Origin of the sequence: Streptomyces boncukensis, from assembly GCF_011045075.1 — a bacterium.
GTDB classification, from domain to species: domain Bacteria; phylum Actinomycetota; class Actinomycetes; order Streptomycetales; family Streptomycetaceae; genus Streptomyces; species Streptomyces boncukensis.
The window spans coordinates 1-21952 of the sequence record NZ_JAAKZZ010000073.1 but is presented as its reverse complement, the minus strand read 5'-3'; the positions used below and the strand labels follow the sequence as shown (position 1 = coordinate 21952).

The following is a 21952-nucleotide window of genomic DNA, read 5'->3' as shown; positions in this document are numbered from 1 at the left end:
GGCGCAGGGTCTCCTCCTGCGGGTGGGCCGGGGAGGGGGGCCGGGACGACGGGCGGGGCTGCTGCCCCCCGTGGCGGCCGCGCGGGCGCCGGCCCTCGGCGTAGAGCCACGGCAGCCGGGGCTGGACCAGCGGCCGGGCCAGCTTCCGCACCGGTGGCGAGCCGAGTGCCGCCGCCAGCGCCACGGCCAGCGCGATCAGCGCGAGCTGCTCGGGCCAGGGGCCGACCCGGGACACGTCGCCGTACACGGTCAGCGGGCGCACCGCCAGCGGATGCAGCAGGTAGATGTACAGCCCGCCCGCGCCCAGGTAGCTGATCAGCGGGAGCCGCCGCGCGGGCACCAGCCGCACCAGGCTCAGCGCCACCACCCCGCCGCCCAGCAGCACCACGGCCCGGAGGGCGATCGGGGCCCAGACCGGGCCCGGGGGCGCGGACATCTCGGCGTACGGGCTGCGCATCGCGAGCCAGGCGATGTCGACGTCGTACCGCAGCACCCAGCCCGCCGCCGCGGTCACGGCGAGCACGCACACGGCCGCGTTCCGGGTCCAGCGCGCGCGCAGCAGCCGGGCCGTCGTGCTGCCGCCCTGCCGCAGCTTCCAGCCGAGCAGGAAGAAGGGCAGGTAGCACACGATGCGGGAGGCCGAGAACGACTCGCCGAAGCCGTGCGCCAGCCCGATCGTCAGCGCCAGCAGGGTCGTGATCAGCAGGGGGAAGCGCAGGACGGCCACGTAGGGCAGGACCATCCGCCAGGCGAGGAGCGCGAGGAGGAACCACAGCGCCCAGGCGGGCTTCTCCAGGAAGAAGTTCCAGTCTCCGTACATGGCCCGCAGTTGGAGTGTGTGCAGCAGCCCGATGACCAGGTACGGCAGCAGCACCGACTCGCTCAGCCGCCGCAGCTCCCGGGCGTCGAGCGGCCCGGCGCTGCTGAAGTACCCCGCGAGCAGGACGAAGACGGGGACCCGCAGCGGCCATGTCGCGACGTACAGCCAGCGCAGCCCGTCGGAGTGCGCCAGGGACTCGGTCGTGTGACCGATCACCACGAGAGTTCCGGAGAGGAAGCGTACGTTGTCCCATCGCGGTTCTCGTACGCCTGAGGTCATGCCGTCTCCCTTCGGTGCCCTCCCCGTTCAGCGAGCAATCTCGCGAGGCTAACGAGGCGTTCGGCGCGGCATGGTGCACGCCGGATGAGCCCGAGGTGAACTCTTGGCACGGGCGGCGATGAGATGCTTGTCCGGTACGCCAGCTGTGACCCGAGAGGGACGAACCTTGCACCGTATGCTGCTCTGTGCGGCCGGAATATCCGCTTCCGCCCTGCTTCTGACGGCCTGTGACTCCGCCACCGGCGAACCGGCGGACGGCTCCGGCGGATCGGGCGGCTCCGGCCGCGCCACCCGCGCCGTCAGCCCTCTCGACAACCCGGACGGCACCAAGCCCGGCCTCGCCCCCGTCACCGGGGACGACGACCGGGCCGCGGCCCGCGCGCTGATCGGCAAGCTCCGCACGGCCGGCCGCGGCCCCAAGACGGGGTACGCGCGCGACAAGTTCGGCTACGCCTGGATGGACACCGCCGACGGCGTCCCGCTGGCCCGCAACGGCTGCGACACCCGCAACGATCTGCTCGCCCGCGACGGCGAGAAGCTGCGCTACCGCTCCGGCTCCGACTGCGTGGTCGTCGCCATGACCGTCGAGGACCCCTACACCGGCAAGCGCGTCGCCTGGAAGAAGGAGCGCGCCACCGAGATCCAGATCGACCATGTGATGCCGCTGTCGTACGACTGGCAGATGGGTGCGGCGCGCTGGCCGGAGGAGCGGCGCAAGCAGATCGCCAACGATCCGCTCAACCTGCTCGCGTCCGACGGCCCGGCGAACGCCTCCAAGGGCGACGCGGGCCCCGCGTCCTGGCTGCCCCCGAACAAGCGGATCCGCTGCGCCTACGCCGTCCGCTTCGCCCAGGTCGCCCAGAAGTACGAGCTTCCGGTGACAGCCCCGGACAAGCGGACGATGCTCGACCAGTGCGTCTAGTGCCGTGACCGGCGGATCACGCCGGGTCGGCGCTGCCCCTCGCTGCTCGCCGCAGGGTGCGGCTCCGCCTGGCGCTACTTTTCGCAGTTGCCGTTGGCGGCCTTGCCGGCGAACCGGTCGTTCAGCCAGTTCGCCGCGTTCCCGGAGGCCGTCGACATGCCCATGGCGTGGGCGAGCACGGGCGAGAGGGTGAACAGATCGCGGAACTCGGCCTCGGCTCCCTTGTCGCACCAGTCCTTGGCCATCCGCTTGCCGATGTCGTAGGGGATGGCGTCGTCGAACACCGCGTGCTCGACGAGCACCGGCATGGCCGGCTTGATGCCGCCGATGCGGTTCTCCGCCACGATCCGGTCGAAGGGCGCTTCGTTCAGATACGCGGAGACGGGGCGGCCGTCCTTGGTCAGGGTGCTGGTGTTCTTGAACATATAGCTGAACACCGCCTGGATGGTGCAGGTCGTGCGGGCCTCCTCGAACAGCTTCCTGCCCGCGTCGTTGGCCAGTTCGTCCACGATCTTCGACTCGGGGTAGGCGGTGTCGATGCCGATCAGCGCGTAGCCGAGGAAGGCCGCGTACATGCTGCCGTCCAGGGTCTCGGCGAGCTTGGCCTTGTCCGCCGGCGGGGCGCCGGAGTAGACGCCCTTGACGTCCAGCTCCGGGGCGTAGCTCGCGGCGAGTTCGGCTGCCGAGGCCGCGGCGCTGCCGCCCTCGGAGTACCCCGCGATGCCGACCGGGCCGTCGGACGGCAGTCCGGTGCCGGGCGTCCGCTGGGCGGCACGGATCACATCGAGCACGGTGTGGGCCTCGGACACGCGCATCACATAGCTGTGCTCGCCGGGCGGGCCCAGGCCCTCGTAGTCGGTCTGGGCGACCGCGAAGCCCTTGCCCAGCAGGGCGTCCACAAAGCCCTTCTGGAAGCCCTCGGCGAGGTCGCCCGAACTCTGCCCGGCCAGCGTCTTGGAGGGGGCGCAGTGGTCGCCCATGCCGGCGGTGAACGGCGCATACGCGACGACCGGCCGCGGCCCGGGGCCCGGCCACGCCCGGTCGGGCACGATGACCGAGCCGGTGACGGCGATCGGCTTGTCCTTGGTGTCCCGGCTCAGATACATGATCCGGGTCGAGGTGGCGTTGGCGTACTGCGCCGGTTCCGACTTGACGACGTCGCCGTTGTCGCCCGTGGGCAGCGGGGACGGCGGGGTGTAGAAGTCGTCGGCGGCACCGGCCTGCTGGGCGCCGCCGATCAGCAGCGCCGTCAGCATGCCGGTGACGGCCAGCAGGGAACCGGCTCGGGAGAACGGACGCCGGTACTGGGGACGGGACATGGGGCTCCTTCGTCGAGGAGGCGGATGCGCGGACGGAACGGCGACGCGTAGCCGCGATGGAAGCCAACCGTCCGCACAGCGTCAAGGCGCTGCTGTGCGGACGTGCGCCGGGCGATGAAGAACGGGTCCGGGGCCGTATCCGGGGTGACAACGGGCGAGGGGACCACTTCGCGCTCCGGCGGGCGGCGCGGTACCCAACCGCCTCCGAATCGTTGGTCGATTTAGTGTCGAATCAGTGGTCACGGCTGCTTCGACTCCATACCATCGATCATCGTCAGGTCACGCATGTCACGCCCGTCATGCTGCCGTCATGCCGCCGCCGGGAGGCCCCATGGAACGCCGTCGCCGCAGGTCCGTGCTCACCCTGTCGTCCGCCGCCGCGCTCGCCGCCGCGGCCCCGTTGCTCACCGCGTGCGGCGACGACGCGCACCCGGGCGCGGCGGCCGTGATCAAGGGCGAGCGGATCAGCGTGGCACAGCTCCAGTCCCGGGTGGGCGCGGTGCGCGACGCGCAGCGGGACGCGCCGCAGAGCGAGCAGATGATCAAGCAGACCGGCCAGCTCACCCGCGCCACCCTGGACGGCATGATCCGCGAGCGGATCGTCAAACAGGCGGCCGAGGACGCCGGAGTGGGGGTCTCGCGCCGCGAGCTCCAGCAGACCCGCGCGGAGTTCCAGCGCGGCGGCGGCGGCAAGCAGCAGTGGGAGCGCAGCCTGCTGCGGCAGCAGGCCATCGCGCCGGGCGAGATCGACGAGCGGATCCGGATGCAGCTGCGCGTCGAGAAGATCGCCAAGGCCGAGGGCATCGACCCGCGCACCCAGCAGGGGAACGCGCAGCTCAACGACAAGCTCGCGGCCGTCTCCAAGGCGATGGACATCGACGTCAATCCGCGCTACGGGAAGTGGAACACCGGCAAGTCCACGCTGGGCACCGCGAAGACCCCGTGGCTGCGGGACATCACGGGCGCGGCGAACGATCGTGACCAGCGGCAAAGCATGTGAGCGAGGGGCCTCCGCCGGGTTACGTTCACAGGGTGACTGAATCGCCCGAAGCGCCCGTGCCCCCTGGCCGTATCGTCCTGCTCACCACCAGCCACCGGGTGGCGCCCGGCCTGCTGTCCTGGCCCGCGTGGCAGGCGCTGCACACCGCCGACCGCGTGCTGTGCGCCGACCCGGAGCACCCGCAGCTGCCGTATGTGCGCGACGCGGGCGTCAAGGTCGCGGCGGGCACCGTGCCGCACGCGCCGGAGCTCGTCGCCGAGTGCCGGGGCGGCCGTACGGTCGTGGTGATCGCCACCGCGGAGGGCGAGCCCGCCCTCACCGACGGGCTGGCCCGTCTGGCCGGCTCCGGCCGCGAGGCGGCCATGCCGCAGCTGGAGCTGCTCCCCGGCTCCTACGACCTGCCGGGCGCCCGGCTGCTGGACGTCGTCCAGGTCATGGACCGGATCCGGGCCGAGTGCCCGTGGAGCCGGGTGCGGACCCACGAGGACCTGCTGAAGTACGGGGTGGAGGAGACCTTCGAGCTGATCGAGGCCGCCGAGGAAGGCGACCGCGACGCGCTCCGCGAGGAGCTGGGGGACCTGCTGCTCCAGGTCGTCTTCCACGCGCGTATCGCGCAGGACCACCCCGAGGAGCCGTTCGCCGTCGACGACATCGCGGGCGGCCTGGTGGAGAAGCTGGTGCACCGGCATCCGCATGTGTTCGGGGACGAGGTCGCCGAGACGGCGCAGGACGTCCAGGCGCACTATCTGCGCCGCAAGGCGCAGGAGAAGAACGAGCGCACCTCGGCGACGGAGGGCATCCCGCTGGGCCAGCCGGCGCTGTCGCTGGCCGCGAAGCTGGAGGCCCGCGCGCGGGCCGCGGGCCTGGAGGTGCCGGTTCCGCGGGGCGCGGGGGTCGGCTACGAGCTGCTGGCCCTGGCGGTCCGGGCGACGCGGGAGGGGGTCGACCCGGAGGCGGCGCTGCGGGGGGCGGCTCGCGCCTACCGCGACGCGATCAGGGAACGGGAAGCGAGGGGGTGACCTGCTGCGGTCCGGCTCCGGGAGGGGCTGCCCCTCGCGGTGCGCTGCGGAGCGCGGCGGTGTTGACCCCTCCCGCAGGGGCGGCCGAGAGTGGGCGGATGCCGATCACGTCGCGGGGGTCCCTCATCGCATACGGCGCGCTCGCCGCGGCCGACGTCCTGGGCGCCGCCGGCAGCCCCCGCGGGCTCACCCGCGCCGCCAAGCCCCTCCTGATGCCGGCCCTCGCCGGGTACGTCCGCCGCAGGGGCGGCTCCGGGCCGCTGCTCACCGGGATCGCCTGCGCCGCCGCCGGGGACACCGCGCTGCTCTTCGACCGGCGGGAGCCCGCCTTCCTCGGCGGCATGGCCGCGTTCCTCGGAACCCAGCTCAGCTATACCGCCGGCATGGTCGGCCGGCTCGGCGCGGTGCGCGGGCTGCGCCGCCGCCCGGCCCGCGCGGCGGTGCCCCTCGCGGCGTGGGCCGCGGCCAACGCCGCGCTGGCCCCGGCTCTGGAGCCCCGCCTCCGGCTCCCCGTCGCCGGGTACAGCCTCGCGCTCACCGCGATGGGCGCCGCCGCGTTCGGCGTGGGCGGCAGGGTCGCGGCGGGCGCCGCCGCGTTCCTGGCCTCCGACCTGCTGATCGGCCTCCAGGCGGCGGGCCACGAGCTGCCGCCGCAGCCGGCCCAGGAGGCGCTGATCATGGCGGGCTACGCGCTCGGCCAGTACCTCATCGCGAGCGGCTGGCTGGAGCACATACCGTCGTAGCCGTGCACGACGAGAAAGGCCCCGGGCCCGCGCCGGCCCCCGAGCCGCCCCCGCTCTTCGACCAGGCGTTCGCCGCCGACCCGTATCCCGCGTACGCGTGGCTGCGCGAGCACGCGCCCGTACGGTGGACGACGCTGCCCAGCGGGGTCGAGGCGTGGCTGGTGACGCGGTACGACGACGCGCGCCGCACCCTCGCCGACCCGCGGCTGAGCAAGAGCCCCCGGCACCACAGCGAGCGGTCGGCGCACGGCAAGGGCAAGGTCGGCATCCCGGGGGAGCGCAGCGCGAACCTGATGACGCACCTGCTGAACATCGACCCGCCGGACCACACCCGGCTGCGGCGCCTGGTCTCCACGGCGTTCACCCCGCGCCGGGTGGCGGCGTTCGCGCCGCGTGTGCAGGAGCTGGCGGACCGGCTCGTCGACGGCTTCGCCGGGCGCGGCGAGGCGGATCTGATCCACGCGTACGCGTTCCCGCTGCCCATCTACGCGATCTGCGACCTGCTCGGCGTCCCGTCCGAGGACCAGGACGACTTCCGGACCTGGGCGGGCATGATGCTGCATCAACCGGGCAGTCCGCGCGGCGGCGTCGGCCGCGCGGTGAAGCGGATGCGCGGCTATCTCGCCGAGCTCATCCACCGCAAGCGGGAGACCCTGGCGGCGGAGGGCGGCGGGGACGATCTGATCTCCGGCCTCATCCGCGCCTCCGACCACGGCGAGCACCTCACCGAGAACGAGGCCGCTGCGATGGCGTTCATCCTGCTGTTCGCGGGCTTCGAGACCACCGTCAACCTTATCGGCAACGGCACGTACACCCTGCTGCGGCACCCCGCCGAACGGGCCCGGCTGCAGGGCGCCGTCGCCGCCGGGGACACCGGGATGCTGGACGCCGCCGTCGAGGAGCTGCTCCGCTACGACGGCCCGGTGGAGCTGGCGACCTGGCGCTTCGCGACCGAGCCGCTGACGGTCGGCGGGCAGCGGATAGCGGAGGGCGACCCGGTGCTGGTGGTGCTGGCGGCGGCCGACCGCGACCCGGAGCGGTTCGCGGATCCGGACACCCTGGACCTCGCCCGCCGCGACAACCAGCACCTGGGATACGGGCACGGCATCCACTACTGCCTGGGCGCCCCGCTGGCCCGCCTGGAGGGCAGGACGGCGCTCGCCACCCTGCTCCGCCGCCTCCCTGACCTGCGGCTCGCGGCCGATCCTGAGGAGCTGCGGTGGCGCGGCGGGCTCATCATGCGCGGACTGCGCACGCTGCCGGTGGAGTTCACACCAGCCCCATCTGACCCCGCGTCACCTGTGTGACCGCTACGTGATATTCGCGACACTGGCTTGTGACAGCCCCCTGTTCGCGGCTACGTTCGGGCGCCGACCGACTCAGCGAACTCCCCTGTCCCTTCGAGAGGTCCACATGCGCTCCGGGAACGGCCGACACCGACGACCCCGCCAGGCCCCTGCCCTCTTCGTCACCGCCGGGGTGACGGGCGCGGGCCTGGCCCTGCCGCTGCTGGGCGCCTCCGGCGCCCACGCCGCCGACGCCGGAACCTGGGACAGGGTCGCCCAGTGCGAGAGCGGCGGGCTGTGGAGCGCGAACGAGGAGAACGGCTACTACGGCGGCCTCCAGCTCACGACGGCCATGTGGGAGCAGTACGGCGGCACGGCGTACGCCGAGCGCCCCGACCTCGCCAGCCGCAGCCAGCAGATAGCCGTGGCGGAGAAGATCCTCGCCGCCCAGGGCGAGAGCGCGTTCCCGCAGTGCGCGGGGAAGGCGGGGCTGGCGTCGGACGACGAGCGCCGGCCCGGGGTCGACCCGGGCGACGGCTCCGGCGACCGGTCCCCGCAGGAGTACGGGTCGGGCAGCGGCGGCGGCCTCGACGCGAGCCCCCGGACGAAGCCGAAGGACGGGGACGAGGGCGAGGGGAAGCAGGATCCGTCCGGGTCCCCGTCGCAGAGCACCCCGACGCCGTCCGAGGACTCCTCGCAGCCGCCCTCGGACAGCCCGTCCTCGCAGGACCCGTCCCAGTCCCCGTCCGACCCGCCGTCCTCCCACCGGCCGTCCGACGACCCGTCCGGCGACCCCTCGGACAGCCCCTCGGACGACCCGTCGGACAGTCCCTCGGGCAGCCCGTCGGACTCCGGCAGCCCCTCGCAGGACCCGTCCGGGAGCCCCACGGCGGGCGGCCCGGAGAGCGGCTCCGAGGCGGGCCGGGGCGACGGCCAGGGGCAGGCGGACGGCGAGGGCACCGGCAAGCACCGGGGCCGGCCGGACGAGCGGGAGCGGGCAGCGGACCAGGACGGCGAGCACCCCTCGCGGGGCGGCGACCGGACCGGCTCGGGCAAGCACCGGGTCCGGCCCGGCGACTCCCTCTCCGAGATCGCCAAGCGGGAGGACGTCAACGGGGGCTGGAACGACCTCTACGAGCGCAACCGCAAGGTCGTCGGCGACGACCCCGACCTGATCGTCCCGGGCCAGAAGCTGAAGTACTGACCCCGGAGCCCGCCCCTCTCGCGCCGGACGGGACTCTTTCGGGGCGCTCGGCGAGGGGTGGAAGGCAGTGTCGGCACGGTCGGACGGTTAGGCTCGGTCCGGAGAGAGCCAGACCCACACGAAGGAGAACCTCGTGCCGTCCATCGACGTCGTCGTAGCCCGCGAGATCCTCGACTCGCGAGGCAACCCCACGGTCGAGGTCGAGGTCGGCCTCGACGACGGCAGCACCGGTCGTGCTGCCGTACCGTCCGGCGCCTCGACCGGCGCTTTCGAGGCCCTTGAGCTCCGCGACGGCGAGTCCGCCCGGTACGGCGGCAAGGGCGTCGAGAAGGCCGTCCTCGCCGTCATCGAGCAGATCGGCCCGGAGCTGGTCGGCTATGACGCCACGGAGCAGCGCCTGATCGACCAGGCGATGTTCGACCTGGACGCCACAGCCGACAAGTCCTCGCTGGGCGCGAACGCCATCCTCGGCGTCTCGCTCGCCGTGGCGCACGCCGCCTCCGAGGCGTCCGACCTCCCCCTCTTCCGCTACCTGGGCGGCCCCAACGCGCACCAGCTCCCGGTGCCGATGATGAACATCCTGAACGGCGGCTCGCACGCCGACTCCAACGTCGACATCCAGGAGTTCATGATCGCGCCGATCGGCGCTGAGTCCTTCTCCGAGGCGCTGCGCTGGGGCGCGGAGGTCTACCACGCGCTCAAGGGCGTGCTGAAGGAGCGCGGCCTGGCCACCGGGCTCGGCGACGAGGGCGGCTTCGCGCCGAACCTCGGCTCGAACCGCGAGGCCCTGGACCTGATCATCGAGGCGATCCAGAAGGCGGGCTACACCGCGGGCCAGGACATCGCGCTGGCCCTGGACGTCGCCGCCTCCGAGTTCTACGAGGAGGGCTCCTACGCCTTCGAGGGGCAGAAGCGCTCCGCCGCCGAGATGACGGAGTACTACGAGCAGCTCGTCGCCGACTACCCGCTGGTCTCGATCGAGGACCCGCTGTTCGAGGACGACTGGGCGGGCTGGGTCACCATCACCCAGCGCCTCGGCGACAAGGTGCAGCTCGTCGGCGACGACCTGTTCGTCACCAACCCCGAGCGGCTCGCCCGCGGCATCGAGGAGGGCGCGGCCAACGCGCTGCTCGTCAAGGTCAACCAGATCGGCTCGCTGACCGAGACCCTGGACGCGGTGGAGCTGGCGCAGCGCAGCGGGTTCAAGTGCATGATGTCGCACCGCTCCGGCGAGACGGAGGACGTGACGATCGCGGACCTGGTCGTCGCCCTGAACTGCGGGCAGATCAAGTCCGGCGCCCCGGCGCGGTCCGAGCGGGTGGCGAAGTACAACCAGCTGCTGCGGATCGAGGAGATCCTGGACGACGCGGCGGTCTACGCGGGCCGCTCCGCGTTCCCCCGCTACAAGCGGTAGGGCATTTCCGGCGGATCGTGCGTGCCCCCGCGGAGCACGTACGATCCGCCGCCCCGGGAGGGGGTGCCGGACGACATCGCGTGCTCTGAGGAGGGACATGCCGGACCGCTTCGCGACGGTCACCAGGCTGAAGGCACTGGGCTCCCAGACGGCCGAGCGGGTCTACCGGGCGCAGGGGCGCCGGATAAGAGCCCCGCGCAAGGGGCGCCGGCTCACCGGCCGGGCCGCGCTGCTGGCGCTCGTCCTGTGCTCCCTCGTCGTCGCCCTCGCCTACCCCACCCGGCAGTACGTCTCCCAGCGCTCCGAGATCGCGGACCAGCGGCGCCAGGCCGAGCAGGCCCGCCAGGAGGTGCGCAAGCTCCGGGAGCTGAAGGCCCGCTGGCAGGACCCCGCGTATGCGGAGCAGCGGGCCCGTGAGCAGCTGCACTTCGTCCGGCCGGGGGAGACCGGCTTCACCATGCGGGACGGCACCGCCGACCCGCACCGCCCCGCGGACCGCCGTCCCGCCGACCGGGCCTGGTACGAGAACCTCTGGGACGGCGTCGACTCCGCCGACCGGACCGGCGGCTCCCGCTGACCCGCCCGGCATCCGTACCGCCGTATCCGTACCCACCCGGTATCCGTACCGACCTCCGTACCGACGAAGAGACCGCATGGACACGCCACCACCCCGGACCGAGCCGACCCCGCCCGCCGAGGCGGACATCCGCGCCTTCCAGGAGCAGCTGGGCCGCCCGCCGCGCGGACTGCGCGCCATCGCGCACCGCTGCCCGTGCGGGCTGCCGGACGTGGTGGAGACCGCGCCCCGGCTGGAGGACGGCACCCCCTTCCCCACCACGTACTACCTGACCTGCCCCCGCGCCGCCTCCGCCATCGGCACGCTGGAGGCGGACGGGGTGATGAAGGAGATGACGGCCCGCCTCCAGGAGGATCCGGAGCTGGCCGCCGCCTACCGCGCGGCGCACGAGGACTACCTGGCGCGGCGCGACGCCATCGAGGAGCTGACGGGCTTCCCCAGCGCGGGCGGCATGCCGGACCGGGTGAAGTGCCTGCATGTGCTGGTGGCGCACGCGCTGGTGGCCGGGCCCGGGGTGAACCCGCTGGGGGACGAGGCGCTGGCGTTGCTGCCGGAGTGGTGGCGGAAGGGCCCCTGCGTACAGGTGGAGGAGCGCGCGTGACGACGGCACGGGTGGCCGCGGTCGACTGCGGCACCAACTCCATCCGGCTGCTGGTCGCCGATGTCACGGCGTCCGGCGGCGCCTCCGGAGCGGGCGCCACCGGACAGCTGCGCGAGCTGGACCGCCGGATGGAGATCGTCCGGCTGGGCCAGGGCGTGGACCGCACGGGGCGGCTGGCGCCCGAGGCGCTGGAGCGTACGTTCGCCGCGTGCCGGACATACGCCTCGGTGCTCGGGGAGTTCGGGGTCACTCCCGAGCGGACCCGGTTCGTGGCGACCTCCGCCTCGCGGGACGCGGAGAACCGCGCGGACTTCGTGCGCGGCGTCGTGGAGCTCCTGGGCGTCGAGCCCGAGGTGATCAGCGGTGACCAGGAGGCCGCGTTCTCCTTCACGGGCGCGACCCGCGAGCTGCCGCGGGACGCCTTCGCGCCGCCCTATCTGGTGGTGGACCTGGGCGGCGGCTCGACCGAGTTCGTGGTCGGCGACGGCGCGGCGCGGGCCGCGCGCAGCGTGGACGTGGGGTGCGTACGGCTCACGGAGCGCCATCTGACCCGGGACGGCGCGATCACCGGGACCCCCTCGGCGGAGCAGATCGCGGCGATCCGCGCGGACGTGGCGGCGGCCCTGGACGAGGTGGAGCGTACGGTCCCGCTGCGGTCGGCCCGTACGCTGGTCGGCCTCGCGGGCACCGTGACCACGGTCGCCGCGCTGGCGCTGGGGCTGGAGCGGTACGACCCGGCGCGCATCCACCGCGCCCGCATCGGCCGGGACCAGGTCCGGGAGGTCACCGACCGGCTGCTCGCGGCGACCCATGACGAGCGGGCGGCGCTGCCCGTGATGCACCCGGGCCGGGTCGACGTGATCAACGCGGGCGCGCTGGCGCTGTGCGAGATCATGGACCGGGTGGGCGCTGAGGACGTCGTGGTCAGTGAGCACGACATCCTCGACGGGATCGCGCACAGTTGCGCCTCAGGTGATCTCGGGCTCTGACGTGTCGGCGAGGATGTCCGGCCGGGGGTCCGGGGGGTGTCCCCCGGGCGAAGCGAGCCTCGACGGGATCGCCTTCTCCCCGGCCGGGCGGGGTGCGCGCAGCGCTGCGGGGCAGAGCCGGGCCGGGGCCGGCCCGTGCGCGGCGAAGCCGCACTGCACACGCGCCCCGCGCCCCTGGCGGGGCGCAGCCCCGGCTCCGGCTTCCGGCCGGCCCGCATCATCCTCCGGGCATCCCGCTCCCGCCGGACGAGCCGTAGGACGCCATGGCCTGGCGCCACCGCGTCACGGCCGGCATGGCGCTGATCGCGAGGGCGACGACCAGCGCGACCGCACCTCCGATGACGTTGCTGAGGATGGTGCGCGTGGTGTCGAAGCCGCCGACGACGACCCACGGGGCGATGATCATCCACGCGCCGAGTGCGGCGGCGGCCCAGCTCCTGGCGTGGGTGCGCTCGTACGCCGTGGCGAACCCCATGATGCAGAAGGTGTAGGCGAGACCGACGACGAGGTTGCTGATGGCGAGCGCGGTCATACCGCTGAAGCCCACCACCCACGGCGAGGCCGCCAGGTAGAGGCCGGTGACGATGGCCAGTGCCTCGAAAGCCTGGGCGGGGAGGGTCGCCGTGGCACGCTCGTAGCGTGCGCTCAGCTCCACGAGATCCGGGTGGTGTTCGATTCTGTCGTGACTGGTAGGAGCGGTCACCGGGACCACCTCCTTGGCGGATGTCCCATTTGCGCTTTTCGCGCTATTTCCATTGAAGACGCCGCAGCCGGATCTGTCGATGCCGAAGGCCCTCTCGGTTCTCAGTTGAGCGTGGAACCACTCCTCTGATAGTCATAGGAGGGGCGCCGGAGCGACCGGGGGACGCGGCGCGCGAGGAGTTTCGTGAATTTCTTCACATGAAAAACGGCCCGGTGAGAGCCCTGAGGCCCCCGGAAGTGGGGATTCCGGGCGGTGCGGGTGTCCAGGGGGCCGCCCCGTCCGGGTGGGCCCCGCGGCGCGCTCCTCGGAGGCAGATGGATTACCGCAGTTCGGGGCGCGGAGAGCGGGTCGGGCACCGGTGTCCCGGCGCGGGGTGGCGAAGTGTAGCAGAGTGGCCGGGGATGCTTGTGAAGGCCCTCACGAAGTCCCCCGCCCTCCTGGGTGGATACTCGATGCCATGAGCACCACGGAGCGTCCTCGAATCCTCGTAGTGGGGGGCGGGTACGTCGGCCTGTACGCGGCGCGGCGCATTCTCAAGAAGATGCGCTACGGCGAAGCGACGGTCACCGTCGTCGACCCCCGGTCGTACATGACCTACCAGCCCTTCCTCCCCGAAGCCGCAGCCGGCAGCATCTCCCCGCGCCACGTCGTGGTCCCCCTGCGGCGCGTGCTCCCCAGGGCGGAGGTCCTCACCGGCCGCGTCACCACCATCGACCAGGACCGCAAGGCCGCGACCATCGAGCCGCTCGTCGGCGAGCCGTACGAGCTGCCGTTCGACTACCTCGTCGTCGCGATGGGCGCCGTCTCCCGCACCTTCCCCGTACCGGGCCTCGCCGAGCACGGCATCGGCATGAAGGGCGTGGAAGAGGCCATCGGCCTGCGCAACCACGTACTGGAGCAGCTCGACAAGGCCGACTCCACGCACGACGAGGAGGCCCGCCGCAAGGCGCTCACCTTCGTCTTCATCGGCGGCGGCTTCGCCGGCGCGGAGACCATCGGCGAGGTCGAGGACATGGCCCGCGACGCCGCCAAGTACTACCCCAACGTGACGCGCGAGGACATGCGGTTCGTCCTCGTCGACGCGGCGCCCGGCATCCTGCCCGAGGTGGGCCCGAAGCTCGGCGAGTGGGGCCTGGAGCATCTGAAGAAGCGCGGCATCGAGGTCTACCTCGGCACCTCCATGGAGTCCTGCGTGGACGGCCATGTGGTGCTGAAGAACGGCCTGGAGGTCGACTCGCACACCGTGGTGTGGACCGCCGGCGTCAAGCCCAACCCGGCGCTGGCCCGCTTCGGCCTCCCGCTGGGGCCCAAGGGCCATGTGGACGTGGACGCCACGATGCAGGTCAAGGGCACCGACTACATCTGGGCGGCGGGTGACAACGCCCAGGTCCCGGACCTGGCGGCGGACAAGGACGGCGCGTTCTGCCCGCCCAACGCGCAGCACGCGCTGCGCCAGGCCAAGGCGCTCGGCGACAACGTCATCTCCGGGATGCGCGGCTTCCCGCAGGGGAAGTACAAGCACGCCAACAAGGGCGCCGTCGCGGGCCTCGGTCTGCACAAGGGCGTCGCGATGATCGTCTTCGGCAAGACGAAGATCAAGCTGAAGGGCCGGCTGGCCTGGTACTTCCACCGCGGCTACCACGGCCTGGCCGTGCCGACCTGGAACCGCAAGATCCGGGTGCTCGCCGACTGGACGCTGGGGATGTTCCTCAAGCGCGAGGTCGTTTCGCTCGGCGCGATGGAGCACCCGCGCGGCGAGTTCTACGAGGCGGCGGCGCCGGTGACGGCCGCCGCGCAGTCGAAGGCCGGGAAGCTGCCGGCCCCGGCGTCCCCCGAAGGGGTCAAGGGCGCCGGCAAGGACCCGGAACGGGATCCCGCGAAGGCGTCCTGACCAGCGCCGTTCTTCGCCGAGGGGCGCGAGCCATCCGTGGGGCTCGCGCCCCTTTCGCATGTCCGGGGATTTCTGTGCACAGTGGGCATACGCCGGTTCCCCAGCGCGTTACGTGTACGGGGAATCCACCCCTTCATTCCACGGAGGTGTGTCTGTATGTCGGCTGCCGCGCCGCGGCTTGTCGCGCTCGCGGAGAAGATCCTTTCTGGCCCCCTGCCGGTGCGGGTGCGGGCCTGGGACCACAGTGAGGCGGGCCCGCCGGATGCGCCGGTGCTCGTCATCCGGCACCGCAGGGCGCTGCGGCGCATCCTGTGGCGGCCGGGCGAGCTGGGGCTCGCGCGCGCCTGGGTGGCGGGTGAGCTCGATGTCGAGGGGGACCTCTACCGGGCGCTGGATCTGCTGGCCGAGCTGATCTGGGAGCGGCCCGACGACGTCCCCCGGCGCGGTGCCCTCGCGCTGGCCCGCGACCCCGCCGTACGGCAGGCCGTGCGCGAGCTGGCGAAGCTGGCCGGTCCCGCACTGCCGCCGCCCCCGCCCCGGGAGGAGAACCGGAGCCGCGGCGGGCTGCGGCACTCCCTGCTCCGGGACCGCAAGGCGATCAGCCACCACTACGACGTCGGCAACGAGTTCTACGAGCTGGTGCTCGGCCCCAGCATGGTCTACTCCTGCGCCTACTGGGAGGAAGGCGCGTCCCCCGGCTTCGCCGGGGAGGGCCCGACCCTGGAGGACGCGCAGCGCGCCAAGCTGGATCTGATCTGCCGCAAGCTGGCGCTCCGCGAGGGGCAGCGGCTGCTGGACGTCGGCGGCGGCTGGGGCTCGCTGGTGCTGCACGCGGCGCGTGAGTACGGGGTGCGCGCCGTCGCCGTCACGCTGTCCCGGGAGCAGGCGGCGTACGCCCGCAAGCGGGTCGCGGAGGAGGGTCTCACGGACCGGGTCGAGATCCGGGTCCAGGACTACCGCGAGGTGGCGGACGGCCCGTATGACGCCATCTCGTCGGTCGGTATGGCCGAGCACGTCGGGGAGGCGCGGTACGCCGAGTACGCGGCGGACCTGTACGGGCTGCTCGCGCCCGGCGGGCGGCTGCTGAACCACCAGATCGCACGCCGCCCGCTGGCGGACGAGGAGGCTTACGAGGTCGACCGGTTCATCGACGCGTACGTCTTTCCGGACGGCGAACTCGCGCCCGTCGGGCGCACGGTGGCCCTGCTGGAGGAGGCGGGCTTCGAGGTCCGGGACGTCGAGGCGATCCGCGAGCACTACGGGCTGACGCTGCGGGCCTGGGTGGCGAATCTGGAGGCCGACTTCGCGCGTGCGGCCCGGCTGACGACGCCGGGGCGTGCCCGGGTGTGGCGGCTCTATATGGCCGCCTCGGCGCTGGCCTTCGAGCGGAACCGGATCGGGGTCAACCAGGTGCTGGCCGTCCGGACGCCGTCCGGCGGCGGTGCCGGCCTGCCGCTGCGGCCCCGGGTGTGGAGCGAGTCCGTCTCCGGGTGACCGCGCGCCGTCCGGGCTGCCCCCTGCGGGGCTGTGCCGGGGGCGCGGGGAGAGAGAGGGGGTTCCCGGGCCACGAGGACCGGGAACCCCCTCCCGGGGTCACTCGCTCTTGATCGCGGCGAGCATATTGAGCTTGGCCGCGCGCCGCGCGGGCCACAGCGCCGCCAGGACGCCCACCACGGCGGCCAGCGCCAGGAAGATCGCCATCCGGCCCCACGGCAGCACCAGCTCGTAGGTGTCGATGCTGGACCCGATCATGTCGCCGGCGGCCCAGCCGAAGAACACCCCGAGCCCGATCCCCAGCACACCGCCGAAGAGCGAGATGACCAGGGACTCCAGCCGCACCATCCGCTTGATGCCGCGCCGGTCCAGCCCGATGGCGCGCAGCATGCCGATCTCCTGGCTGCGCTCGAAGACGGACATGGCCAGGGTGTTGATGACGCCGAGCACGGCCACGATGACGGCCATGGCCAGCAGTCCGTAGAGCACGTTCAGCATGATGTTGATGAACTGCGCGATGCTCTCGGAGAGGTCCTCCTTGTCCTGCACCACGACGGCCGGGTTGTCGCCGAGCGCCTTCTCCAGGGAGTCCTTGGTCGCGCTGGTGGCCCCGCCCTTGGTCTTCGCCATGACCTGCATGTCGGTGACCTTGTGCATATGGGGGGTCACCGAGGCGTTGTCGACCATGATGCCCTTGATCATCTCGTTGCCCTTGTACAGGCCCGAGATGGTGAACTGCTCCTTCTTGCCGTCCTGGAACGTCGCCGTGAAGTGCGAGCCGACCTTCCAGCCCTGGTCCTTGGCGGCGTCCTCGTCGACCACGGCGTTCCGGCCGCCGCTCAGCCCGGCGAAGGAGCCCTTCTTCCAGTCGAGGGAGGTGAGGTCGCCGATGGTCTTGCCGTTGACGCCCGTCAGGTCCTTGACGTCGCCCTTGACGGTGGCGCGCACCGTGCGCAGCGCGGAGGTCGTGGTGACCTCGGGCTGCTTCTGGAGCGTCTTCTCCACGTCCGTCGAGAGCGGGGAGAAGTTGGCCATCGAGACGGTGTAGTCGGCCTTGAGGGAGTCGCTGGCCATCTTGTCGATGGCGTTCTGGATGCCGCCCGCGATCACGGTCAGGCCGGTGATCAGGGTGAGCCCGATCATCAGCGCGGAGGCGGTCGCGGCGGTGCGGCGCGGGTTGCGGACCGCGTTCTGCCGGGCCAGCTTGCCGCTGACGTTGAACAGCCGCAGCACCGGGGCCGAGGCCGCGATCAGCGGCCGGGACAGCAGCGGCGTCAGCACGAACACGCCGATCAGCAGCAGCCCGGCGCCCAGCCCCAGCGGGGCCTTGCCGTCGTCCATCGAGGTGGCGTAGAGCACCAGCGCGATGCCCGCGCCCGCGAACAGGGCGCCGATGGTGTTCCGTACGACCAGCGAGCGCGTGGAGGACGGGGCGTGCATGCTGCCCATGGCGGCGACCGGCGGGATCTTCGCAGCGCGCCGGGCGGGCAGCCAGGCGGCGAGCACCGTCACCACGATGCCCACGACCATCGAGGTCAGCACCGTGGACGGCGAGATGATCAGCGGCCCGTCGGGCATCTCGCCCAGCTTGCCGACCAGGGCGCGCAGCCCGGCGCCGATGCCGACGCCCGCGCCGAGCCCGACCACGCCCGCGACCACGCCCACCAGCAGCGCCTCGATCAGCACCGAGCGGGTCACCTGGCGCCGGCTCGCGCCGACCGCGCGCATCAGCGCCAGCTCCTTGGTGCGCTGGGCGACCAGCATGGTGAAGGTGTTGGCGATGATGAAGATGCCGACGAACAGCGCGATCCCGGCGAAGGCCAGCATCGCGGTCTGCATGCCGGACAGGTTGTTCTCGATCTCCTTGGCCTCGTCGTCGGCGAGGGTCTTGCCGGTCTCGGCCTCGGCGTCACGCGGCAGGATCTTGTCTGCCTCCCGCTTGAGCTGCGCCTGGGTGACGCCGCTCTTCGCCTGAATGTTGATCTTGGTGTACTCGCCGGGCTTGGTGAACAGCCGCTGTGCGGTGGTGTTGTCGAAGAGGACGAGCGAGCCGCCCGCGGCGACATTGCCGTCGTCCGTCTTGAAGACGCCGGTGATCTTCTCGTCGCGGACCGGGCCGTCCACGGACATCCGCGCGGTGTCGCCGACCTTGTAGCCGGTGCGGTCCGCGGTCTTCCAGTCGATGGCGATCTCACCCGCGCGGGTGGGGGCCTTGCCCCGCTTCATGTCGTAGCGGGGGTCGGTGCCCTTGCCGTCGGGGCCCGCGTAGTAGTTGCCGCCGTTGGTGGCCCAGCCGTCCCCGACGAGCTTGCCGTCCTTGTCGGCCAGGGCGGCGAAGCCGGAGGCGTCGCCGGTGGCCGACTTGGCGCCGGGCAGCGCGGCGGCCTGCTCCAGGGTGCGCTGGGTGAAGTCGGGGACGCCGGAGGGGCGGTCGTCGGAGTCGTCGTCGTCCCGCTGGATGGCGACGTCGACGTTGGTGAAGCCCTGTTGCGAACTCTTCTTGTACGCGTCGGAGATGGTGGCGGTGAAGACCAGGGTGCCGGCGACGAACGCCACGCCGAGCAGCACGGCGAGCATCGTCATCAGCAGCCGGGCCTTGTGCGCGAAGACATTGCGCAAGGCGGTACGGAGCATGGATGAAGTCCTGGGGGTCCTGGAAGGGGGTCGCGGGTGGGGCCGGGCGCGCGCCGCGCGCGGCCTCAGCTCGTACGGGCCTTGGCGTCGAAGGACTTCATGCGCTCCAGCACGGCGTCGGCCGTCGGGTCCATGAGGTTGTCGACGATGCGGCCGTCGGCGAGGAAGACGACGCGGTCGGCGTAGGAGGCGGCCACCGGGTCGTGGGTGACCATGACCACGGTCTGGCCCAGTTCGCGTACGGAGTTCCGCAGGAAGCCGAGGACCTCGGCGCCGGCCCGGGAGTCGAGGTTGCCGGTGGGCTCGTCACCGAAGATGATCTCGGGCTGCGCGGCGAGGGCGCGGGCCACGGCCACGCGCTGCTGCTGGCCGCCGGAGAGCTGGTTGGGCCGGTGCTTGAGGCGCCCGGAGAGGCCGACGGTCTGGATGACGCGGTCCAGCCACTGCTGGTCGGGCTTGCGGCCCGCGATGTCCATGGGGAGGGTGATGTTCTCGATGGCGTTCAGGGTGGGCAGCAGGTTGAACGCCTGGAAGATGAAGCCGATCCGGTCCCGGCGCAGTTGGGTGAGCTTCTTGTCCTTGAGGCCCGTCAGCTCGGTGTCGCCGATCCGGGCGCTGCCGCTGGAGACCGAGTCCAGCCCGGCCATGCAGTGCATCAGGGTCGACTTGCCGGACCCGGAGGGACCCATGATCGCGGTGAACTCCGCCCTGCGGAACTCCACGGAGATCCGGTCCAGGGCGACCACTTGGGTCTCGCCCGATCCGTAGACCTTGGACAGATCCGTGGCCTGTGCCGCCGCGGTACCCGCGGCTGAGGGGGACGCTGCGGGGTAGCCCTGCTGCGGGCCCCCGGCCGGGTACTCGGGGCGGGTGCTGGTGGTCACGGCGAGGCGCTCCTGTCGGGACGGGGGCAGGGGCCGGGGAGGCTCGCGGCGAGTCCCCCGGTTGCGATGAGCGTTCGGAACGCTCGGAACTTTCGGTCGGACTCCATCGTTGCGCCTCCTCCTCCGGCGCGGATCAGCCCCCGCTCTGGTTTCCCGGGGGGCCTTGGGAGGTACGTCCGGAGCGTCCGGTCATCCTTGGGGAGGAGAGCGACCCTGAGGCGATCTGTACGGGGATCGGGGGGAAGGGGGAACGAGGCGCGTGACCGAGCGGCGACTTTCCGTCATTTCTGGCGGGCCGGACGCGCTGGACGCACCGCTCCGAAGTGGCACACGGTGTACTGATGCGCCGTCAGGTGCCCATAAAATAAGACAACATCGGTCTGTCGATCCGCTGTTCGGGGGATGACCCTGGATAGGCTCATCCTCGCGCCCTGGGGAGGGTCGCGTGCGCTCCGCGGCGCACGGCAGCGGCCAAGGAGCCGGTGCCCGGGTGGTGGAATGCAGACACGACGAGCTTAAACCTCGTTGGCCTTCGGGCCGTGCCGGTTCGAGTCCGGCTCCGGGCACCACCGATACCAGAGCCCGTCCGGCGGGTCGCGCCGGAAGTGGCCGCGCGTACTGGAGCACAGTGTTCCGCGGATGCCCCCTGGGCGATCGCGCCCAGGGGACGCGTCATATTTATGAGCCCCTTCGACGACTGAGCGCTGTCGCGCCCTCTGGCCAGATCCGATGTGCGGTTCTACTTTGGGAGCGCTCCCAATTCTCCGTACCAGACGAACCGGAGGTTCCGGATGAACCTGAGTCCAGGTCGGTTAGACGGAACGCGCGGCGGTGGCGGGGGACGCCTCCGCCGGAGGTTCGGGGTCCTGGCCGCCGGCTGCGCCGTGGCGCTCGGCGGCTCGCTGGTCCTCGCGCCCGGCGCGGCGGGCCACGGCACGGCCGTCTCCCCGCCGTCCCGGAACTACGACTGCTGGCAGCGGTGGGGCGACGACTTCCAGAACCCCGAGATGGCGACGGAAGACCCCATGTGCTGGCAGGCGTGGCAGGCCGACCCGAACGCGATGTGGAACTGGAACGGCCTCTACCGCGAGGGGGACGCGGGCGATCACGAAGGGGCCGTTCCGGACGGGCAGTTGTGCAGCGCCGGGCACACCAGTGCGGGGCGGTACGACGCGCTCGATGTGCCGGGGGACTGGCACACGACCGAGGTCGGCACCGACTTCACGTTCGTCAACAACGACCAGGCCAACCACGGCGCGGACTACTACCGGGTGTATGTCACCAAGCAGGGGTTCGACCCCGCGGCGGACGAGCTCGGGTGGGGAGACCTCGAACTCGTCGCGGAGACCGGGAAGATCGCCCCGGGCGAGGGTGAGCCCGCCGAGACGGGGGTCGACGTCGAGATCGACGTGAGCGCCCCCGGCCGTACGGGCCACCACATCGTGTTTATGATCTGGCAGGCCAGCCACCTGGACCAGACCTTCTACTCCTGCAGCGATGTGAGCTTCAGCGGGGTCTTGTGAGGAACTCCGGCATCGTGGTCGCTCCGCGTGCGAGTCGTGAAGGCACAAGTCCGGCGAAGGCCGGTGGACCCGGTTCCCTGCGACGCTTGAGTACGCGAGACCTGCCGGGTGCGATCCCCGGCATGCGGGGCGTGAGTCACGCGTCCCGACCGCCCTGCCGGGGCGGTCACGATGCAGGAGGCACCATCGCAGCCGGCGATGCCCTACGTGCGAGCTCGGTCCTTCAGGGCCGGGAAGCTGACGGCAGTGACGCGACGGCCGGCTCCGGGGCGCCGAAGCCCAGGGCCTGCCGGAGGAGTTCGGGACGGCTCCCGGACGGGTCCGCGAGCAGCGCGCTGAGCACGGCGATCCGGGCCTGGCCCGCGCGCAGCGTGTCCGTCGGCACGGCGCCCGCCGCGACCAGGTCCACCGCGCCGCCCCGGGTGTAGAGCTGGGCCACAGGACCGGCCTCGACCCGGGTGGTGAGGGCGACCAGGACGCCGCGCCGTACGGCCGCTGCGGTGGCCTCGGCGATCTCGGGGGTGGCGTTGCCCGCACCGGTGCCCACCAGGACGAGGCCCCCGGCGCCCGCCTCCACCGCCGCGTTCAGCAGCAGCGGGTCGCCGTCCGCGTGGTGCGCGATGACATCGACGCGCGGCGGGGCGCCGGCG

Annotated in this window: 19 protein-coding genes and 1 tRNA gene; 14 read left to right on the top strand and 6 right to left on the bottom strand. The window is 72.3% G+C overall.

What is annotated here, in order from left to right; all coding sequences use genetic code 11:
• A partial coding sequence (locus G5C65_RS10180; protein WP_165298415.1) for an acyltransferase family protein occupies window positions 1–1099 on the bottom strand: 1099 nt, incomplete at its 3' end.
• A gap of 175 nt (window positions 1100–1274) precedes the next feature.
• On the opposite strand from G5C65_RS10180, the gene G5C65_RS10175 reads away from it, so the two are divergent.
• Window positions 1275–2021, top strand: a complete 747-nt coding sequence (locus G5C65_RS10175; RefSeq protein WP_165298414.1) for an HNH endonuclease family protein — start codon at window positions 1275–1277, stop codon at window positions 2019–2021.
• A gap of 74 nt (window positions 2022–2095) precedes the next feature.
• Here the strand turns inward: G5C65_RS10175 and G5C65_RS10170 are convergent, their stop codons facing one another.
• The gene (locus G5C65_RS10170; RefSeq protein WP_206441478.1) at window positions 2096–3340 is read right to left on the bottom strand and encodes a lipase family protein; all 1245 of its coding nucleotides are present in this window, start codon (window positions 3338–3340) and stop codon (window positions 2096–2098) included.
• Between the two features lie 331 nt (window positions 3341–3671).
• Between G5C65_RS10170 and G5C65_RS10165 the strand changes: the two genes are divergently transcribed.
• The 9 genes from G5C65_RS10165 (at window position 3672) to G5C65_RS10125 (ending at window position 12173) form a co-directional block, all read left to right on the top strand.
• Window positions 3672–4340, top strand: a complete 669-nt coding sequence (locus G5C65_RS10165; protein ID WP_165298413.1) for a SurA N-terminal domain-containing protein — start codon at window positions 3672–3674, stop codon at window positions 4338–4340.
• 32 nt (window positions 4341–4372) lie between these two features.
• Window positions 4373–5359, top strand: coding sequence for a nucleoside triphosphate pyrophosphohydrolase (locus G5C65_RS10160; RefSeq protein WP_165298412.1), 987 nt, complete (start codon window positions 4373–4375; stop codon window positions 5357–5359).
• Between the two features lie 98 nt (window positions 5360–5457).
• Window positions 5458–6102: a lysoplasmalogenase family protein gene (locus tag G5C65_RS10155; RefSeq protein WP_165298411.1), complete on the top strand. Its 645-nt coding sequence runs from the start codon at window positions 5458–5460 to the stop codon at window positions 6100–6102.
• Between the two features lie 2 nt (window positions 6103–6104).
• Window positions 6105–7409 carry a cytochrome P450 family protein gene (locus G5C65_RS10150; RefSeq protein WP_338146300.1) on the top strand — a complete coding sequence of 435 codons (1305 nt, stop codon included), beginning with the start codon at window positions 6105–6107 and terminating at the stop codon, window positions 7407–7409.
• Between the two features lie 106 nt (window positions 7410–7515).
• The gene (locus tag G5C65_RS10145; RefSeq protein ID WP_165298410.1) at window positions 7516–8592 is read left to right on the top strand and encodes a transglycosylase family protein; all 1077 of its coding nucleotides are present in this window, start codon (window positions 7516–7518) and stop codon (window positions 8590–8592) included.
• A 133-nt stretch (window positions 8593–8725) separates the two neighbouring features.
• The gene (gene eno, locus G5C65_RS10140; protein ID WP_165298409.1) at window positions 8726–10006 is read left to right on the top strand and encodes a phosphopyruvate hydratase; all 1281 of its coding nucleotides are present in this window, start codon (window positions 8726–8728) and stop codon (window positions 10004–10006) included.
• 97 nt (window positions 10007–10103) lie between these two features.
• Entirely contained in the window at window positions 10104–10583 is a 480-nt protein-coding gene (locus tag G5C65_RS10135; protein ID WP_165298408.1) for an FtsB family cell division protein, read from the top strand.
• A 76-nt stretch (window positions 10584–10659) separates the two neighbouring features.
• A complete protein-coding gene (locus G5C65_RS10130) occupies window positions 10660–11184 on the top strand; it encodes a DUF501 domain-containing protein (protein ID WP_165298407.1) in 525 nt (174 codons plus the stop codon).
• The gene (locus G5C65_RS10125; protein ID WP_165298406.1) at window positions 11181–12173 is read left to right on the top strand and encodes a Ppx/GppA phosphatase family protein; all 993 of its coding nucleotides are present in this window, start codon (window positions 11181–11183) and stop codon (window positions 12171–12173) included. Before G5C65_RS10130 ends, G5C65_RS10125 begins: the two co-directional genes overlap by 4 nt.
• A gap of 217 nt (window positions 12174–12390) precedes the next feature.
• On the opposite strand, the gene G5C65_RS10120 is transcribed toward G5C65_RS10125, so the two are convergent.
• Window positions 12391–12876: an SPW repeat domain-containing protein gene (locus tag G5C65_RS10120; protein ID WP_165298405.1), complete on the bottom strand. Its 486-nt coding sequence runs from the start codon at window positions 12874–12876 to the stop codon at window positions 12391–12393.
• 457 nt (window positions 12877–13333) lie between these two features.
• Between G5C65_RS10120 and G5C65_RS10115 the strand changes: the two genes are divergently transcribed.
• Together G5C65_RS10115 and G5C65_RS10110 are read left to right on the top strand one after the other, a co-directional pair.
• Window positions 13334–14767: an NAD(P)/FAD-dependent oxidoreductase gene (locus tag G5C65_RS10115; RefSeq protein ID WP_165298404.1), complete on the top strand. Its 1434-nt coding sequence runs from the start codon at window positions 13334–13336 to the stop codon at window positions 14765–14767.
• A gap of 156 nt (window positions 14768–14923) precedes the next feature.
• On the top strand, window positions 14924–16261 hold the full coding sequence (locus tag G5C65_RS10110; protein ID WP_165298403.1) for an SAM-dependent methyltransferase: 1338 nt from the start codon (window positions 14924–14926) through the stop codon (window positions 16259–16261).
• A 99-nt stretch (window positions 16262–16360) separates the two neighbouring features.
• Here the strand turns inward: G5C65_RS10110 and G5C65_RS10105 are convergent, their stop codons facing one another.
• Entirely contained in the window at window positions 16361–18895 is a 2535-nt protein-coding gene (locus G5C65_RS10105; protein ID WP_165298402.1) for an ABC transporter permease, read from the bottom strand.
• A gap of 65 nt (window positions 18896–18960) precedes the next feature.
• The gene (locus G5C65_RS10100) at window positions 18961–19779 is read right to left on the bottom strand and encodes an ATP-binding cassette domain-containing protein (protein ID WP_165298401.1); all 819 of its coding nucleotides are present in this window, start codon (window positions 19777–19779) and stop codon (window positions 18961–18963) included.
• A gap of 484 nt (window positions 19780–20263) precedes the next feature.
• Between G5C65_RS10100 and G5C65_RS10095 the strand changes: the two genes are divergently transcribed.
• Together G5C65_RS10095 and G5C65_RS10090 are read left to right on the top strand one after the other, a co-directional pair.
• Window positions 20264–20348: transfer RNA gene (locus G5C65_RS10095), tRNA-Leu, on the top strand.
• A 222-nt stretch (window positions 20349–20570) separates the two neighbouring features.
• Entirely contained in the window at window positions 20571–21302 is a 732-nt protein-coding gene (locus G5C65_RS10090; RefSeq protein ID WP_165298400.1) for a lytic polysaccharide monooxygenase auxiliary activity family 9 protein, read from the top strand.
• 223 nt (window positions 21303–21525) lie between these two features.
• On the opposite strand, the gene G5C65_RS10085 is transcribed toward G5C65_RS10090, so the two are convergent.
• A partial coding sequence (locus G5C65_RS10085; RefSeq protein ID WP_478501602.1) for an L-asparaginase family protein occupies window positions 21526–21952 on the bottom strand: 427 nt, incomplete at its 5' end.

Excerpts from the sequence above, each read along its gene's own strand:
- G5C65_RS10175 (WP_165298414.1), top strand. The coding sequence starts at position 1,275 with ATGCTGCTCTGTGCGGCCGGAATATCCGCTTCCGCCCTGCTTCTGACG.
- G5C65_RS10170 (WP_206441478.1), bottom strand. The coding sequence starts at position 3,340 with ATGTCCCGTCCCCAGTACCGGCGTCCGTTCTCCCGAGCCGGTTCCCTG.
- G5C65_RS10165 (WP_165298413.1), top strand. The coding sequence starts at position 3,672 with ATGGAACGCCGTCGCCGCAGGTCCGTGCTCACCCTGTCGTCCGCCGCC.
- G5C65_RS10155 (WP_165298411.1), top strand. The coding sequence starts at position 5,458 with ATGCCGATCACGTCGCGGGGGTCCCTCATCGCATACGGCGCGCTCGCC.
- G5C65_RS10145 (WP_165298410.1), top strand. The coding sequence starts at position 7,516 with ATGCGCTCCGGGAACGGCCGACACCGACGACCCCGCCAGGCCCCTGCC.
- G5C65_RS10135 (WP_165298408.1), top strand. The coding sequence starts at position 10,104 with ATGCCGGACCGCTTCGCGACGGTCACCAGGCTGAAGGCACTGGGCTCC.
- G5C65_RS10130 (WP_165298407.1), top strand. The coding sequence starts at position 10,660 with ATGGACACGCCACCACCCCGGACCGAGCCGACCCCGCCCGCCGAGGCG.
- G5C65_RS10115 (WP_165298404.1), top strand. The coding sequence starts at position 13,334 with ATGAGCACCACGGAGCGTCCTCGAATCCTCGTAGTGGGGGGCGGGTAC.
- G5C65_RS10110 (WP_165298403.1), top strand. The coding sequence starts at position 14,924 with ATGTCGGCTGCCGCGCCGCGGCTTGTCGCGCTCGCGGAGAAGATCCTT.
- G5C65_RS10105 (WP_165298402.1), bottom strand. The coding sequence starts at position 18,895 with ATGCTCCGTACCGCCTTGCGCAATGTCTTCGCGCACAAGGCCCGGCTG.
- G5C65_RS10090 (WP_165298400.1), top strand. The coding sequence starts at position 20,571 with ATGAACCTGAGTCCAGGTCGGTTAGACGGAACGCGCGGCGGTGGCGGG.